Source organism: Bradyrhizobium sp. BR13661 (assembly GCF_029892425.1).
Taxonomy (GTDB): domain Bacteria; phylum Pseudomonadota; class Alphaproteobacteria; order Rhizobiales; family Xanthobacteraceae; genus Bradyrhizobium.
On the sequence record NZ_JARXWB010000005.1, the window covers coordinates 269,259 to 283,596 of the forward strand.

The 14,338-nt window shown below is 64.1% G+C and carries 16 protein-coding genes; 7 read left to right on the forward strand and 9 right to left on the reverse strand.

Going from position 1 to position 14,338, the window contains the following annotated elements:
* Positions 1-5 precede the first annotated feature (5 nt).
* From M2427_RS10990 to M2427_RS11000, 3 genes are all read right to left on the reverse strand, one after another.
* The gene (locus M2427_RS10990) at positions 6-722 is read right to left on the reverse strand and encodes a class I SAM-dependent methyltransferase (protein ID WP_280706289.1); all 717 of its coding nucleotides are present in this window, start codon (positions 720-722) and stop codon (positions 6-8) included.
* A gap of 270 nt (positions 723-992) precedes the next feature.
* Positions 993-2,690: a HAMP domain-containing methyl-accepting chemotaxis protein gene (locus tag M2427_RS10995; protein ID WP_280706290.1), complete on the reverse strand. Its 1,698-nt coding sequence runs from the start codon at positions 2,688-2,690 to the stop codon at positions 993-995.
* A gap of 188 nt (positions 2,691-2,878) precedes the next feature.
* A complete protein-coding gene (locus M2427_RS11000; protein WP_280706292.1) occupies positions 2,879-3,043 on the reverse strand; it encodes a hypothetical protein in 165 nt (54 codons plus the stop codon).
* Between the two features lie 105 nt (positions 3,044-3,148).
* Here M2427_RS11000 and M2427_RS11005 point away from each other — a divergent pair, with 105 nt between their 5' ends.
* Positions 3,149-3,541 carry a hypothetical protein gene (locus M2427_RS11005; RefSeq protein ID WP_280706293.1) on the forward strand — a complete coding sequence of 131 codons (393 nt, stop codon included), beginning with the start codon at positions 3,149-3,151 and terminating at the stop codon, positions 3,539-3,541.
* Between the two features lie 308 nt (positions 3,542-3,849).
* A complete protein-coding gene (locus M2427_RS11010; protein ID WP_280706294.1) occupies positions 3,850-4,104 on the forward strand; it encodes a hypothetical protein in 255 nt (84 codons plus the stop codon).
* A 24-nt stretch (positions 4,105-4,128) separates the two neighbouring features.
* Here the strand turns inward: M2427_RS11010 and M2427_RS11015 are convergent, their stop codons facing one another.
* From M2427_RS11015 to M2427_RS11030, 4 genes are all read right to left on the reverse strand, one after another.
* The gene (locus tag M2427_RS11015) at positions 4,129-4,371 is read right to left on the reverse strand and encodes a DUF6719 family protein (RefSeq protein WP_280706295.1); all 243 of its coding nucleotides are present in this window, start codon (positions 4,369-4,371) and stop codon (positions 4,129-4,131) included.
* A 256-nt stretch (positions 4,372-4,627) separates the two neighbouring features.
* A complete protein-coding gene (locus M2427_RS11020; protein WP_280706296.1) occupies positions 4,628-5,335 on the reverse strand; it encodes an outer membrane beta-barrel protein in 708 nt (235 codons plus the stop codon).
* Positions 5,336-5,620: 285 nt separating this feature from the next.
* Entirely contained in the window at positions 5,621-6,016 is a 396-nt protein-coding gene (locus M2427_RS11025) for a hypothetical protein (protein ID WP_280706427.1), read from the reverse strand.
* A gap of 358 nt (positions 6,017-6,374) precedes the next feature.
* Entirely contained in the window at positions 6,375-6,797 is a 423-nt protein-coding gene (locus M2427_RS11030; RefSeq protein WP_280706297.1) for a hypothetical protein, read from the reverse strand.
* Between the two features lie 253 nt (positions 6,798-7,050).
* Between M2427_RS11030 and M2427_RS11035 the strand changes: the two genes are divergently transcribed.
* Both M2427_RS11035 and M2427_RS11040 read left to right on the forward strand, forming a co-directional pair.
* Positions 7,051-7,593 (forward strand): tetratricopeptide repeat protein, encoded by a 543-nt coding sequence (locus M2427_RS11035; RefSeq protein ID WP_280706298.1) that lies wholly within the window; start codon positions 7,051-7,053, stop codon positions 7,591-7,593.
* Positions 7,594-7,701: 108 nt separating this feature from the next.
* Positions 7,702-9,090, forward strand: a complete 1,389-nt coding sequence (locus M2427_RS11040; RefSeq protein WP_280706299.1) for a serine hydrolase domain-containing protein — start codon at positions 7,702-7,704, stop codon at positions 9,088-9,090.
* Here M2427_RS11040 and M2427_RS11045 read toward each other — a convergent pair.
* The gene (locus M2427_RS11045) at positions 9,077-10,645 is read right to left on the reverse strand and encodes a peptidase S10 (protein WP_280706300.1); all 1,569 of its coding nucleotides are present in this window, start codon (positions 10,643-10,645) and stop codon (positions 9,077-9,079) included. The genes M2427_RS11040 and M2427_RS11045 overlap by 14 nt on opposite strands.
* Positions 10,646-10,879: 234 nt before the next feature.
* Between M2427_RS11045 and M2427_RS11050 the strand changes: the two genes are divergently transcribed.
* The 3 genes from M2427_RS11050 to M2427_RS11060 all read left to right on the forward strand — a co-directional run bounded on the left by M2427_RS11050 (position 10,880) and on the right by M2427_RS11060 (position 12,901).
* The gene (locus M2427_RS11050) at positions 10,880-11,659 is read left to right on the forward strand and encodes an NAD kinase (protein ID WP_280706302.1); all 780 of its coding nucleotides are present in this window, start codon (positions 10,880-10,882) and stop codon (positions 11,657-11,659) included.
* An 87-nt stretch (positions 11,660-11,746) separates the two neighbouring features.
* Entirely contained in the window at positions 11,747-12,292 is a 546-nt protein-coding gene (locus M2427_RS11055) for a response regulator (RefSeq protein ID WP_008133731.1), read from the forward strand.
* A gap of 30 nt (positions 12,293-12,322) precedes the next feature.
* Positions 12,323-12,901: an Hpt domain-containing protein gene (locus tag M2427_RS11060; protein ID WP_280706303.1), complete on the forward strand. Its 579-nt coding sequence runs from the start codon at positions 12,323-12,325 to the stop codon at positions 12,899-12,901.
* A 148-nt stretch (positions 12,902-13,049) separates the two neighbouring features.
* On the opposite strand, the gene M2427_RS11065 is transcribed toward M2427_RS11060, so the two are convergent.
* A complete protein-coding gene (locus tag M2427_RS11065; protein WP_280706304.1) occupies positions 13,050-14,225 on the reverse strand; it encodes a DUF2336 domain-containing protein in 1,176 nt (391 codons plus the stop codon).
* Positions 14,226-14,338 lie beyond the last annotated feature (113 nt).

Below are 14,338 nucleotides of genomic sequence, written 5' to 3' on the forward strand. Positions count from 1 at the left end.
GTTCACTAGGGCTTCTGCCACTCCATGATGTGGAAGAAGGGCACGCGGCGATGATGCGCAATTCTATCGGGATCACCGGCTGTGGGCTGCGGTTCGACGAACAGGCGCAACTGGAGTTTTTGATCGAGTAGCAGAGTCATGTATGTGCTGAGCGGACGGTGCCAGTTCTGGACACGGATGCCGCTCCAGCTGACCCAGATCGGCCGCTCGTCCATGTAGTGGTCGATCGCGAAGCGCGGGATACCCTCGCGGTCGCGCGTCCATCCATCGGGCTGCCCCGCGGTGTTGAAGCTGGTCAGATTGGCGATCAGCAGCGTTCCGCCCGGCCGTAGCGCCGCCACCATCTTCGCGATGGCCCCGGCGAGATCCGGCATGTCGATCAGGCTGAGATAGCTGACGACGAGATCATGTGACGCATCGACTTCCATCGTTTCGGCACGGTCGAGCCGGTAGTCGCCCTGCGGATCCAATTCCCTTGCGCGCGCCAGCAACGCTTCGGTCGGGTCGATACCGGTGGTGCGGATGCCGGCGCGCTGCATGATGCGGCAGAAGCGCCCTTCCCCGCAGCCGACATCGAGCGCATTGCGAAAACCACGGCCTTCGACGCGCGCCCGCATCGGCGCATCCAGCACGAAGCGGCGGCCAAAATCGCCATCGTCACCCTGCTCGACGATCCATGCAGACGCGGACGCGGCCCAGCCGTCAGTGACCTGATCGCTCATGGTGTCGCCTTCGAGAGTTGGTGTTCGGCGCGCTAAAAGCGCGGGGACGGCTACTGACCACAGGTTGGATCAGAGTTCAACATGAGGTAGCATGCGCATCGCATGCCATCCTACACCAACCGGGAAAGCGCCAAGATCATCGCCGGAGCCGTCGCGGCTGTCGTGGCGACGCTCTTCCTGTTTGCGATCGCGATGGCGTTCTTGCTGCCGCAATAGGTTCTGCGGCGCGCCGGCGGCGCGAGGCCGCCGGATCTTTCACTTCGCGCGGGCTCAGGCGGCGCGCACGGTCCGCAGGAATTTTCCGACTTCGTCCTTCAAGCGGTTGCTGTCGGTTGCCAGCATCTTCGCGGTGGAGAGCACCTGCGTGGAAGCCGAACCGGTCTCGGCCGCGCCACGCTGCACGTCGGTGATGTTGCTCGAGACCTGCTGGGTGCCGTGAGCGGCCTGCTGCACGTTGCGCGAGATCTCCTGGGTCGCGGCGCCCTGCTCCTCGACGGCTGCGGCTATGGTCGAGGACACTTCCGACAGCCGCTCGATGGTCGCGGAGATGTCGCGGATCGCCGTCACCGATTCCTGGGTGGCGTTCTGGATGCCGGAGATCTGCTGGCTGATCTCGCCGGTGGCTTTCGCGGTCTGCTCGGCCAGCGTCTTCACCTCGGAGGCGACGACGGCGAAGCCGCGGCCGGCCTCGCCGGCGCGTGCCGCCTCGATGGTGGCGTTGAGCGCCAGCAGATTGGTCTGGCCCGCAATGGTGTTGATCAGCTCGACGACGTCGCCGATACGCGTGGCCGCGACCGAGAGCTCGCTGACGCGCTCAGTGGTGGTGCGGGCCTGGTTGACGGCTTCGCTCGCCATCCGCGCGGATTCCTGCACCTGCCGGCTGATCTCGTTCACCGACGACGACAATTCCTCGGTCGCAGTCGCAACCGACTGGACGTTGCCGGTGGCTTCGCCCGAGGCAACCGCGACGACCGAAGTCAACTCCTGCGCGCGCTGCGCGGTGGTGGCGAGCGTGGAGGACGATGCTTCGAGCTCGGTGGAGGCAGATCCGACGGTGTCGATGATCTCGCCGACCGCGCGTTCGAAGCCGTCGGCCAGATTGAACATGTCGCGCTTGCGCTGCTCGGCGGCCTGCTTCTCGGCTTCCACCTGCGCAGCCTTGAGCCGCTCCACCTCGATCGCGTTGGTCTTGAACACCTCGACGGTTTTGGCCATCTCGCCGATCTCGTCGCTGCGGTCCTTCTCGGGCACTTCGGTCTTGAGGTCGTTGCGCGCCAGGCCTTCCATGGCGAGCTTTAGCCGGGCGATCGGCTGCGACATCGCCTTGAAGCCGATGAAGAGCGCAATCGCGATGCCCAGCAGCAGGCCGCCGCCGCTGACGCTCATCACGGTCCAGGTCGCAGACCTGGCGTCGCGATTGATGACCTCCTTGCGCTGGACCACCGCCTTGCTGACATCGGCCGTAAACGCCGCGACGCGCGCGAGCGATGCGTCGATCAGCGGGTCGCACTCCTTGTGCGCACGCTCGGCAGCCTTGGCATTTTCTGCGGGGCTGCTTGCAGCCGCGCCGGCCTGGAGCACCGGGTCACAGCCTGCAAACACGGTCTTCAGCTGGTCGCTGATGCTCTTGATCTCGTTCGCCCGCGTAGGATCGTCCTGCTCAGCTGCAGTCAGGTACTGGCCGACCTCATCGCGGTTCTGGTTCGCGATCTTGAGGCGATTGGCGTTGCCGGCCTCGGTCGTCTCGGTCATGACCGCATAGAGAGCCGCGTGATAGGTCTCGATTCGGCGCAGGACGCGCGTCAGGTTGAGGGCTGCTGACTGCATCGCTGTGAGTTCGCTGAAGCCGTCGACGGTCGCGGAGAGTTCGCGCGTGCCGAAAGCGGCGACGGCGACCAGGGCGATGCCCATCACGGTCACGATCAGCGCAACCTTCAAGACGATCTTCAAATTGTTCAAAAAACTCATCGCAGCCGCCCAATCATCTTCCGGTCACCATTGACCGAACCAGTCCCAGCGGCGGCATTGGAACCCGGTAACATTAATATTTGATACAAAATGACTGGTATAACCTTACGGAGAAATACTCATCCAGCGGTTGCCTGTAAGCTTCACGCAAGCTTTGGGCGCTTGGGGGGCAACCCGCCCGCCCGCGATCAGGTCGGAGCCGCCTCCTGGCCGTCGTCTCGCGCGACATGAGCACGCACCAGATCCTCGACGAATGCGATCACCTGCCCCCGCTTCTCGGGCGGCAGTGACAGAAAGGCGCGCACGAGCCGCAGGCCCTGCGCTTCGTCCGACGGGTCGGCCTTGGAATCCATTTGAGCAATGTCAGATGACCGGGAAAAATATGCAATCCCCTGCACGCAGCCTGCTTGATTCGGCGCCGTAGCTTTGGTGGAATGGCTCCAACAGGGTGGTGGATCATGAAGTGGATCAGGGAGCGCGATGCACTGATCGCGCAGACACTGGCCTTCGTGCAGTCGGTTACCGGCAAGAAGGACGATTTCCGTCAGCCGGATACCGCTGCAGCACCTCCGGTACTGGCCGCGGAGATCGTCTCCGTCCGGGCCTTGACCGTGGCCTTTGAACAGGCGCAGGCCGATCCGCCGCCGGTGGTCGTGCCGCCGCAGCCCTTGCCTGCGCCTTCGCCACGGATCGGCAGCGATTTCCGCAGCGAGATGCAGGCGCGCATCGCCAATTTCAGGAGGCATCAGGAGCGGTTCGAGCGCGAGCGTGAGGAATATTGTGCGTCGACGTTGACCAAGCTCCGCGCGGCAATCCGCGACCCCTCAATCCGTCCGGAAGTAGACAGGTAAGGCGGCCGCCGCCTCACCACCAGGACTTATAGCCACGACCAGACCAGCCAGAGATTGGCCGCACAGGCGCCGAGCAATCCCAGCGTCAGTGGCAACAGCATGTGCCCGCAGCAGGTTTTAAGGTCGGTCGTCATGGCCGGAAACATCCGCTGATTCCGCCAAACGAGTCCCAAAGTATCTTTTTTCGCGGATTCAGGACTCGTTAAGGACTCAAGGCCCGCGGTCTTTCGGCTTCGATCACGGCCCCGTGATCGCGCCGGAACCCCTTCTCCGTGAAGTCGTTAATGCGCTTTCCGGGAGCGGCAGACATGCCCTACGCCCTGTTCTGCAACGACAGCCAGATCAGCAAGGCCTATCCTGATGAAGCCGATGTCTGGAAGCTTGCGCAAAGGAGCGGCCTGGTCGTGGACATCAGCACCGACGAGGAGCGGCACGGTCCGCGCCGGGTGCTCGACAATGACTATGAGATCAAAGCCTGCCAAGCTGCCCAAGGCGAAGACCCCGCCAAGAACAAGGCGGACGCTGACCGGGAATCCAGGATGGAGCTTCAGCTCAACTCGTAAGATCCCGCCCGAAGGTCGGAGGGCTCAGGGCGTCGCGGTCGCCAGCGAAGCCTGCTCACCGGCGAGCGCCACGCAGGCCTTGCGGCGGTGCAGCCCGCGGATCGCTCCGGTGACCTTCAGCACCTTGCCATACGGGCAGGACAGGTCCTTGACGAAGGCGACCTCGTAAGGTGCCAACATCAGAGGCTCGGATTTGAGGATTGTTTGGGCAGAGCAAGGCAGCGCGGCAAAGCACGAGACCACCACCACCGTCGCCAAGATACGCATGTTCGCCATCCCACCAGCCCGGTAATCCCCTAATACGCGTACCGGAGCGCGAGTTCCGTAAGTCGCAAAAATTATTTTTGCTTTACCCGATCCCCGTGACACGCGTGAGAACGCGTGCGCCAGACTGTTTGCTTGCAAATGACGCGCCAGATGGTTCACGCAATCCAAACACGCCGGCCAAACGAAAAGGCCGGCGGGAAGCCGGCCTTTGTCAGATCGCGGTCTTGGTCAGATCGTGGCCTTGCCCGCTCCCGGCTCAGTAGCGCGAGGCGGCCGGACCGCCCCAGCCGAAACGATAGTTCACACCGACCTTGACGGTATGCTCGTCATCCCGGCCGCGGACACCGACCACGTCGGCCGGACCGCCGGTGATCGTGGTGCTGCCGAAATTATAATACTGGTACTCGGCCTTGGCCGACCAGTTCGGCGCGAACATGTATTCGAGGCCGGCGCCGACGGTGTAGCCGTCCTTGCTGTTGCCGGTGGTCGTGAAGGCTTGCGGCACGCCGGCGACGTTGACGCCGAGGCCGCCATTGCGCCAGGCGTAACCGCCCTTGGCGTAGAGCAGCGTCGGGCCCCAGGTGTAGCCGATGCGGCCGGTCACCGACCCGAGCTGGTCAGTGTTCGACGTCACCTGCGTGCCCAGCGGGAACGTGACACCGTTGTTGTTGGTCGGCAGCCAGGAATATTGGGCCTCGATACCCACGACCCAGTTGGGCGCGAACTGGTAGTCGAAGCCGCCCTGCACGCCACCCAGGAAGCGGGCGTTGCTGGACTGGAAGGTGGTGTCGCCGGCGAAGCCACCGCCGACATGGCCGCCGATGTAGAAGCCGGTCCAGTTGTAGATCAGCTGCGGCGGCGTGTAGGCCGGAGCCTTGGTGTAGGTGCGCGGCTGCATGTCGGCTGCGGCCGCCGGTGCGGCCAGCGCCAGCAGAGCTGCGGCACCGAGCAAAATCGTCTTCATGATCGTCCCCGTTCTTTCAAATCGACCCTCAGGAAACAACGTGGCGTGAATTTGGTTGCTTCGCGGCGATGCCGGAACGTTGATCGTTCGTTACTGTGACGGGGCGGCAACATCGCGATTTTGTTCCGCCACGTCGGCTTGCGCCGACAGATTTCGTCGCCCCGCAAGACCAGCCGTAACGATTTGTCGCGAGGCAAAACCGCCCCGTTCAAAGCTCGCCAAAATGTGATGCAGCGGCTCCGGCGGCTCTGGTTCTAGCAGCCCGCGATGAAGGTCGGCTTTGCGCTACCGCGCCATCTTTTCCAGTTCTGGAAAGGGTGCGTAAACCGCACCGGCGCAGAGCTCGTTGGCACGGTCGACGACGCGGTCGCCACGGCCGTTGACGTAGACGACGGCGCGCTCGCGAACCGCCTTGTAGCTGCCGTCGCTCTCACGCGGCGTGAAGCGCAGGCAGCTGATATAGAACTGCCGCCCACCAACCTCCCGCAACACCGGATCCGCCATGCTGGCGTCGCGCACACCGACCGGATTGTTGAGATAGGCATGGATCAGGGCCAGCGCGTCGCTGCGAAAATTATCGGGGAATGGCTGAGGCCCACCGGCTTGCCCGCCGTCCATCAGCGATGGGCGATCACCGTCACCGCCAAAGCAGGCCGCAAGCATCAGGGGCAGCGCCAGGATCAATGCCGGCCTCGCCGCGCGTTTCGCCAATCCCCTCACAGTTCGCGCTCGCCGCTCACTCGACCTGGAGTGTTCCAGCCCCAAGGTTGCAATGATGCATGTCTAGAGATGTTTTGCCCGACGAGTCAACCGGATTCGTAAAATCCGCAAATGAGTATCCGTCAACCCATTGATTTATCTGTCGTCGTCTACTGTGCATGGGGTTGTTTTCGAGGTCCTTGTCGCTTTTTGCACACGGCGCACCGGCCCGCCGCCGACGCCTCGCGCTTTCGCGCGAAGCATGACGAACGGGCCGGACCTGAACTCCGCGCGAGGCGGCGGGGCAATGCCAGGGATGCCGCCTCGCTGGGGTCAGTGGTTAGCTGCGCTTCTCGGTGGTCACCGGCTTGGTGGTGAGGTCCGAGTTGGTCTTCAGCGACTTCTTGGCCGACAGATGCTTGTAGTGATGACGATGCGTCCGCACGGTCTTGTGCTCGGCGGGCGTGACCGCAGCGTTCGCGTTCATCGCCTTCGCCTTGCTGTCGACCTTGGCGCCCGACTTGACGTCGGCAGTCTTGGCATCAGTCTTGGCATCGGTCTTGGCATCAGTCTTGGCATCGGTCGTCTTGGCATCGGTCTTGACGCCGGCGTCGGGCTTGGCAGCGGTGGTCGAGATCTTGCTCTGAGTCTGGTCCGCCTTGATCACAGGCGCGGTCGTGGTGGTCTTGCCCGCTTCAGCGGCGAAGGCCGGGGCGGCGATGACGGAAGCTGCGAGCAAGGCGGCGGAAATGGTCTTCAACATGGTGGTCTCCTCTTGGAAGGATCTTGAGGCGGCGCCCTCTCGCCAACTCTTCGATCATGGGGAGAGCCTAGATGACGCGCGCTGAACCCGTTCTGAAGCGCATGGCCAGCTTCCGTTCATCTGGATGACAAGTTTGTTATCTTGGCCAGGCAACGCAATCGCCCCGGGACGGCCGGGAATGTTTTTGCCGGCCGGGTGTTCCGGTCTTTGGGCAATCGTGTAGGATCGCCACGTTCCATTCGGGAGAACTTAGATGCGCAAACTCTCAACGCTTCTTGTGCCGGGACTTGTCGCCATGACCTTGGCGGCCGGGCCGGCTCTGACCAGCGCCTATGCCGCGGGCAGTGACGAGCCCTCCTCGCCACCGAAGTCGGATACCTCGACCAAGAAGGGCAAGAAGAAAAGCTCCTCCGTCAGCGATCCCAAATTCCTCGCGGCCTATCGCACCGCCTATACCACGATCTACGACAAGCACGACTACACGGACGCGATCGGCCAGTTGAAGCAGCTCAAGCGTGACGACGTCGCGGATGTCGCGAACCTGATCGGCTACTCCTATCGCAAGCTCGGCGACTACCAGTCGTCGAAGGCCTATTACGAGATCGCGCTCAAGGACGATCCGAACCACGTCCGCACCTGGCAGTATTACGGCCTCTGGCAGCTCGAGCAGGGCAACCGCGAACAGGCGCAATACCACCTGAACAAGATCGCCATGCTCGCCGGCACCGAGAGCTCCGAATATCGCTCGCTGGCCGCAGCGCTCGACAAGCCGACCGGCGCGACACTCGTCTACTAAAGACACCGCATCTTCCTGCGACGCGAACGGGCACACCCCCTGGGGTTGTGCCCGTTCCGCTTTCTCGGCTAGCTTTCGCGCACCCATCCCCTCGCAATTGGTAGCGCAATGGACACGTGGCTGCGATCCGCGATCGACTACATCGGCTCCTGGATTGAATTCCAGCAGACAACCTTCCAGCAGCCCGGCGTCCTGGTTGCATTCGTCCATCGCGGCGAGGTCGTCGCCGAGCATGCCTTCGGGCTCGCCAATCTCGACACCGGCGAGAAGCTCACACCTCGCCACCGTTTCCGCATCGCCTCGCACTCGAAGAGCTTCACGTCGGCCGGCTTCATGAAGCTGCGCGAGCAGCGCAAGCTCAGGCTCGACGATCCCGTCGGCCAATATGTCAGCGGCCTGCATCCGCGCGTCGCCGAGACCACGATCGCGCAGGTGCTCTCGCACAGCGCCGGCCTGACGCGCGACGGCGCCGATTCCGGCCAGTTCATCGACAGCCGCCCCTATCTCAACGCCAATGAGCTGCTTGCCGAGTTGAAGCTGCCGACCGCGATCGAGCCAGGCACGCGTTTCAAATATTCGAACCACGGCTTTGCCCTGATGGGCCTCGTCATCGAGGCGATCACGAAGGAGCCCTATTCCGCCTGGATCAAGCGCGAGATCATCGAGCCTGCAGGCCTTCGCGAGACCGAGCCGAATGCACCGCTTCCGAAAGGCGCGCTGTTTGCGCGCGGCCATACGCGAAAGCTGCCGTTCGGCGAGCGCTGCGTGATCCCAGGCGACAATCCGGCCCACGCAATGGCGTCAGCCGCGGGCTTCGTCGCCACCGCCGCGGATACCGCGCGCTTCTTCGCGCAACTCGCGCCCAATGCCAGAAAGAGCGTGCTGTCGGTCGCGAGCCGCCGCGAGATGACGCGACATCAATGGCGTGTCCCGCAGAGCTTCGAGGCCTATTACGGCCTCGGCGTCAACGCCGGCAAGACCGACGGCTGGGACTGGTTCGGCCATGGCGGCGGCTTCCAGGGCTATATCTCCCGAACCTGCTCGATTCCCGAATGCGAGCTGGCGATCAGCATCCTGAGTAACTCCATCGACGGCGTAGCGCCGCTCTGGATGGACGGCGCGATGCAGATCCTGCGCGTCTTCAAGACGCGCGGCGCACCCGACCGGCGCGTGCGCGACTGGACCGGTCGCTGGTGGACGATCTGGGGCGCGACGGATTTCGTGCCTGCGGGCAACCGCGTGCTCATCGCCAATCCCCAGTTCAACAACCCGTTCATGGATTCCGGCGAAATCGAGGTCACTGGCCGCGACGCCGGCAAACTTGTGTGGGCTGCCGGTTATTCGAGCCACGGCGAGCCGGTGCGCCGCACCCGCGACAAGCGCGGCAGGATCAGCGACATCTGGATCGCTGGCGCCAACGTCAAACCGGCAACCGTCGTCGCGCGCGAGATCGCGCGGCACTACCCGCCGCGTAAACGCCGGCCTACTCCCGGATAAGCGTCTCGACCTCGCCCCGAAGCGCCTGCCGCGAACCGTCGCGCGAATAGAACATGTGCCCGCCGGGATAGACGACGAACTTGACGCGCGACGTCACGAAAGCGGGCAACTGATCGAGGGCCCGCTTCGTACCGAAATAGGGCGTGGCGAGATCAAACAGGCCGTGCGCGACCAGCACGTTCAGCTTGGCATCGGTCGCGAGGATCTGACGCAGCTCCGACAGGGATTGCGGCGGGTTGATGCCGCCGCCGAAATCCCAGCTGCGCTCGACAGCTCCGTTGAGGACTTCGTAGGAGCCATCCGGCCGCCAGTTGAGTTTTCGCGTGAGCACATCGACGGCAGCACTCGTCAGCGGCGCCTGCAGCACATCGCCCGAGGGGTCGCCAAAGCGCGAGCCGCTTGAATCCGGATAGGGATCGAGACCACGAACCGATCCGTCGTAGCGTCCGGTCACCATGCCGTTCCTGCGATCGAGTTCGCGGCGGAATTCGCTGATGTCGAAGCGGCCGTCGAGCCTGCGGCTTACCCCCTGATCGATGCCCGTGAGCTCCGCGACCTTGTCGGCAACACGATTGGAAGCTTCCGTGTCCGCCTCACCCTTGACGAGATCGGCTAAGAATTCCCCGCGTGCGTAGGCCTCAACGTCGGCGAGATCAGCGCGCTTGACCGGCCCCTTGGCTTCGCGCGCGACCGCCACGTAACTCGGCAAGGTCGCGACATATTGCAAGAGGCTCGTGCCGGTGAACTCGCGGAAATCGAGAAGCGGCGACACCAGCACCAGGCCCCTGACGCCGACGCCGTGCTGGATCTGCAATTGCCGCACGACCTTCGGCCCACGGATACCGCCATAGCTTTCGCCCGCGACATATTTCGGCGAGGTCAGCCTGTTGTGCTTCTCGAGCCAGCGCCGAATGACGAGCGCGATCGAATTGACGTCGCCGTCGACCGAATAGAACCGCTTGCGGGCATCCTCGCCGCTCGCAATGAGACGGCTGTAACCAGTGCCGACGGGATCGATGAAGACGAGATCGGTGAAGTCGAGCCAGGTTTCCGCGTTCGGCTTCACCTCGGGCGAGGCTGACGGCGATAGTCCCTCGCCGTCGAGCGGCAGCCGCCATGGCCCTGCCGCACCGAACTGGAGCCATGCCGAGGACGCGCCGGGCCCGCCATTGAACAGGAATGTCACCGGACGCGTGGCGCGGTCGGCGCCGTCGAGCTCATAGGACGTCGTGGCGATGTCGGCGAGCGACTCGCCCTTGTCGTCGAACACGCGGATGGAGCCGGCGGTCGCGGCAAAGCTGAGCGTTCGGCCGGGCAGATCGAGCGTCTGCTTCGTGGTCGAGTCTGCGGGCAAACGGTGCTGATCGGCGGCGGATGGCGAGGCCTGCGCCGAATTCTGCGCGTTGCCGCCCCGTCCGCCCTTCTGTCCCGCCGGCGCGGCAGTCTCGTTGCGCGGCTGCGGTGGATCGTCTGCGCGCGCCAGGCCTGCGACCGCGAACGTCGAGACCGCCAGCACCAGCCCCGCACGGCGCAGCACCGGCAAGCTCATGACCATGATCGTTCTCCCTGCCCCGCTCGCGCGCGCAACTCGTTGGTCACAGCTCTAGCCGCCAATTGCGACAGTTTGGGGGACCGGACGGTTGGGGCCGGCTTTTGGGGCCGATTTTTGCCCAGAACCACCATGCATGGCCCCCCGCGTTTGCCTTGCCAGCCCGTCATCCTCGACAATACAGGCCCAGGTCGTATAGACGACCTCGGCGGAACTTTCTTGAGCCAGTGCCCGGAAGCCATGACCAAGCCAACGCGATACGACCGGATCGCCTTCGTCGCCAGCCCGAGCAGCGAGGCAGAGGCCGCCTTCCATCAGCTCACGGCGCAATATGGCAATTGCAATCCTGACGAAGCCGACGTCGTGGTCGCGCTCGGCGGCGACGGGCTGATGCTCCAGACGCTGCACCAGCATATGCGCTCGGGCAAGCCGATCTACGGCATGCACCGCGGCACCGTCGGCTTCCTGATGAACGAATACTCGACGCACGACCTGCGCGCGCGGCTCGAGGCGGCGCATGAATCCGAGATCAACCCGCTTCTGATGCGCGCGACCGACGTCAACGATCGCGTCCATCTGCACCACGCCATCAACGAGGTCTATTTGTTCCGGCAGACCTCCCAGGCGGCTCGCCTGCGCATCCTGATCGACGAGCGCGAGCGGATGCCGGAGTTGATCGCCGACGGCATCATCGTGGCGACGCCGGCAGGCTCGACCGCCTACAATCTGTCGGCGCAGGGCCCTATCCTGCCGATCAACGCGGCGCTGCTGGCACTGACGCCGATCAGTGCCTTCCGGCCGCGGCGCTGGCGCGGCGCCCTGCTCCCCAACACCGCCTATGTCGTGATCGAGGTGCTCGAAGACGACAAGCGCCCCGTGGCGGCGGTCGCCGACCATGAAGAGGTGCGCAGGGTCCGGCGCGTCGAAATCCTGTCCGACAAGACCATCTCGATGCGCATGCTGTTCGACCCCGGCCACAGCCTGGAAGAGCGCATTTTGCGCGAGCAATTCGGGAATTAAGCCACTGCCCGGGCGCCTGGCGGCAACCCTTCGTTAACCCTCGGCACGATATGGTTAACGAAGATTGACCGCTTCGGCCCGGGCGCCATGTTCCGCATCGACTTCAACAAGCTGCGCTTCCTCGTCTGCGACGATAATCCGCACATGCGCCGCATCCTGCGGACGCTGCTGCATTCGTTCGGCGCGCGCGAGGTATACGAGGCCGAGGACGGCGCCACGGCGCTGGAAATGTACAGCCATTACGTGCCTGATATCGTCATCACCGACTGGGCAATGCCGATCTTCGACGGGCTCGAACTCGCGCAGATGATCCGGCAGCCGGAATCCAAGGGCAATCCTTACGCGCCGATCATCATGCTGACCGGCCATTCCGAGAAACGCCGCGTCACCGTCGCGCGCGATGCCGGCGTCACCGAATTCCTGGCCAAGCCGATCTCGGCCAAGGGTCTCTACCAGCGCATTCTCAACGTGGTCGCCAGTCCCCGGCCCTTCATCAAGACCAAGACCTATTTCGGCCCGGACCGTCGCCGCAACACCAACTCCGCCTATATGGGCCCGGAGCGCCGTGTCGGCGAAAAGCACGAGGTGCTCCAGCAGCCTTCGCTGCTCGACAAGGCCCGCTCCTCTATCTAGCGCAACGTCAGACCCGACAAGGCAGGCATCATGGCGAAGAACAGCGCAAAGGATATCGAGGTCAAGGCCTTCGCCACGCATCACGTCATCACGCAGCCCAATCCGCTGCGTAAAGTCCTGCGCCGGGTCGAGGAAAAGGACATGGACGATCCGGTCGGCCGCGCCGAGCAGGCGCTGGCAGGCCTGTCCGGCGAGTTCAAGAGCTGGATGACGACCGAGGTCAACCGGCTGTCAACTGCTTATGTTGCCATCCGCAACGACGGCTTCAGCAAGGAACGGCGCGACGAACTGTTTCATGCCGCGCACGACATCAAGGGCGACGCCGCGACGTTCGGCTTTCCGGCCGCCGCCGGGGTCGCCGAGAGCCTCTGCCGCGTCATCGAACACGCGCCGGATCTGGAAAGAGTGCCAGCCGAGCTGTTCACGCACCACATCAACGCCATCCTCGCCATCGTGCACGAGAACACCAAGCTCGACAGCATCAGCGTCTCCGCCGAACTCAGCCGCCGCCTGCGCAAGGTCGCCGACGACTATCTCGCCGACGTCAACCGCGACCGCCCCGAGCATCTCGAAGTGATCCTGGCACCGAGCATCGTGCCGGCGGAGTAGTACGCTCTCGTCGTTGCCCAGATTGTAGGGTGGGTTAGCGCAGCGTAACCCACCACGTCTCTATCCGCGTGGAAAGCAAAGAGGTGGGTTACGCCGTGCGAACTGCGCTTCGCGCAGCCGCTTGGCTAACCCACCCTAAGGCATCTCGCTACGCCGCGATCAGATCATCATACACCGGTTCGATCGTATCCTCCGCGACCAGCTCGTCGCAGAACAGCCGCGCCTCCTCGCGCGCGGATTCCGTGGCGAAGCGGCGCAGCAGGACCATGAGCGGCTCGGTGGCGCCGCGGTCGGTTTCGCAATGGGTGAGGACGCGCTCGACCATGCGCCGACGCAGCCGGGCTGCAGTGTCGTCGGTATCGACAAAACCCTGCTCGTGGCAGGCATCGAGAGCCACCTGGAATGCCGCGAACGTCGCCTCCGGCAATCCGGCGCGACGGAGCAACGCCTGCAGGCTGTTGCCGCCGCGATCGTGCAGCAGCGCGGAGACGCGCGCGAGCGGCAGATCGGCGAGTTCAGCGAGTGACGCATCAAACAGATCGAGATTGCTCGACAGCAGCGCGCGCAGGATCAGGCCCGCAGTGAGCTGGCCGGTGATGCGCAGGTGCTTCACTAGGCCCTGCATGTCCTCGCCGCGCGAGCGTGCTGCGATGTTGATGGTGGAGCGGTCACGCGCTTCCAACGTCATACGTTCGGCGCGGTCAGCGCTCAGCCAGTTCCGCGCCACGACGAATTGCGCGAGGGTCTCGGAGAGCTTTGCGACCAACGCGGCACGTGTTGCGGCCGGAATGTCGTCCAGCACCAGCATTGCCTCGCGGATCGCCGCGAGATGGCCGTGACGCTCGACAATGCGCGTCCAGGAGAACGGCGCGAGCTCGGCGTGCGGATTTTCGATCAGCTCGAGTGCGGCAGCCGCGCAGCCGACCTCGGCGATGGCGGCGCAGACCGAGACCGGGAGCGCGATGCGGCGCGCGACCGCGCATTGCACCTCGTCATTGCCGGTCGCGACGATATCGACGAGATCGGCATCGATCAGCAGCGGCGAATGTTCGAGCACCGGCAGCGCCACGGTCGGCTGGTCCGCCGACAGCGCTCGCACGATCGACGCCGGCGCATCGGTGCTGCGCGCAAAGGCCTCGGCCATCGCCTGCCGAACCAGCGGCGAGGGATCGTCGAGCAGCATCAGCAGCGCGCCTTCGGCGGCGACGCGGTCGTCGTGGGAAAGATCCGAGATCAGCCAGGCCCGGGCCAATGCCCGCGTTGCCTCCGCCCGTTCACCTGCGGGCGCGGTCCTGATCCAATTGATGAACTGCCGAACAATCATGCTGCTTCCGGCTTACGCAACGAAAAAACGAAACGGTGACGACGCGTCACCTGCAACACAAAATAAACCACGACGCTTAACAAAGCGTTCACCATAAGCGGCTGGTTTTATTG

Excerpts from the sequence above, each read along its gene's own strand:
- M2427_RS10990 (WP_280706289.1), bottom strand. The coding sequence starts at position 722 with ATGAGCGATCAGGTCACTGACGGCTGGGCCGCGTCCGCGTCTGCATGG.
- M2427_RS10995 (WP_280706290.1), bottom strand. The coding sequence starts at position 2,690 with ATGAGTTTTTTGAACAATTTGAAGATCGTCTTGAAGGTTGCGCTGATC.
- M2427_RS11000 (WP_280706292.1), bottom strand. The coding sequence starts at position 3,043 with ATGGATTCCAAGGCCGACCCGTCGGACGAAGCGCAGGGCCTGCGGCTC.
- M2427_RS11005 (WP_280706293.1), top strand. The coding sequence starts at position 3,149 with ATGAAGTGGATCAGGGAGCGCGATGCACTGATCGCGCAGACACTGGCC.
- M2427_RS11010 (WP_280706294.1), top strand. The coding sequence starts at position 3,850 with ATGCCCTACGCCCTGTTCTGCAACGACAGCCAGATCAGCAAGGCCTAT.
- M2427_RS11015 (WP_280706295.1), bottom strand. The coding sequence starts at position 4,371 with ATGCGTATCTTGGCGACGGTGGTGGTGGTCTCGTGCTTTGCCGCGCTG.
- M2427_RS11020 (WP_280706296.1), bottom strand. The coding sequence starts at position 5,335 with ATGAAGACGATTTTGCTCGGTGCCGCAGCTCTGCTGGCGCTGGCCGCA.
- M2427_RS11030 (WP_280706297.1), bottom strand. The coding sequence starts at position 6,797 with ATGTTGAAGACCATTTCCGCCGCCTTGCTCGCAGCTTCCGTCATCGCC.
- M2427_RS11035 (WP_280706298.1), top strand. The coding sequence starts at position 7,051 with ATGCGCAAACTCTCAACGCTTCTTGTGCCGGGACTTGTCGCCATGACC.
- M2427_RS11040 (WP_280706299.1), top strand. The coding sequence starts at position 7,702 with ATGGACACGTGGCTGCGATCCGCGATCGACTACATCGGCTCCTGGATT.
- M2427_RS11045 (WP_280706300.1), bottom strand. The coding sequence starts at position 10,645 with ATGGTCATGAGCTTGCCGGTGCTGCGCCGTGCGGGGCTGGTGCTGGCG.
- M2427_RS11050 (WP_280706302.1), top strand. The coding sequence starts at position 10,880 with ATGACCAAGCCAACGCGATACGACCGGATCGCCTTCGTCGCCAGCCCG.
- M2427_RS11055 (WP_008133731.1), top strand. The coding sequence starts at position 11,747 with ATGTTCCGCATCGACTTCAACAAGCTGCGCTTCCTCGTCTGCGACGAT.
- M2427_RS11060 (WP_280706303.1), top strand. The coding sequence starts at position 12,323 with ATGGCGAAGAACAGCGCAAAGGATATCGAGGTCAAGGCCTTCGCCACG.
- M2427_RS11065 (WP_280706304.1), bottom strand. The coding sequence starts at position 14,225 with ATGATTGTTCGGCAGTTCATCAATTGGATCAGGACCGCGCCCGCAGGT.